The 647-nt window shown below is 71.6% G+C and carries 1 protein-coding gene; it reads left to right on the forward strand.

All coding sequences use genetic code 11. From position 1 onward, the window contains the following. Positions 1-647, forward strand: a 647-nt coding sequence (locus WFJ97_RS16430; RefSeq protein ID WP_336642266.1) for an HNH endonuclease signature motif containing protein, incomplete at both ends; no start/stop codon positions are given.

Here is a 647-nt window from a genome sequence, read left to right on the forward strand (position 1 = left end):
TGCAACGCATCTGGGACGCGTACCTGAACCCGAAAGTCGACGGGCCGCCCGTCCCCGCGACCCCGCTCCCGGATGCGGGCATGGCCAGTGGGGTGCGGTTCGTCCCATCCGCTGAGCGAGCGACGATGGGCTCGGTCGATGACGCCCTGCTCGGTGAACCGCTTCCCCGGCTCGACGGCGACGCACTGCCGTCCGACGACGCCCTCCCGTCGGGTGATCCCAGCGGCATGGTCGATGGGCGGTCCCGGGCGCAGAAGCAGCACGATGCCCTCGCTGCCGTACTCGGGATCGCCGCCCGCCACAGTGACATGCCCTCCCTCGGCGGTGCCGCCCCGACCCTCGTCGTGTCCGTGACTGCGGAGGACTACGCGTCCGGGCGGGGATGGGCGCACGTCGACGGCATCGACGCCCCGGTGTCGCTGACCACCGCCCGGCATACGGCGTGCGGTGGCAGCATTCAACGCGTCACCTCCGACCCCACCGGGCGCATCATCGGCATCGACTCCACCGACCGGGTGTTCACCGCCCACCAACGTCGCGCGATCACCCTCCGTGACCGCGAGTGCCTCATCCCCGGCTGCCACGTCCCCGCCGCCTGGTGCGAGATCCACCACGTCACAGAACACTCCCGCGGCGGACCCACCCAC

Source organism: Microbacterium sp. USHLN272, from assembly GCF_037149655.1.
Classification (GTDB): Bacteria; Actinomycetota; Actinomycetes; order Actinomycetales; family Microbacteriaceae; genus Microbacterium; species Microbacterium galbinum.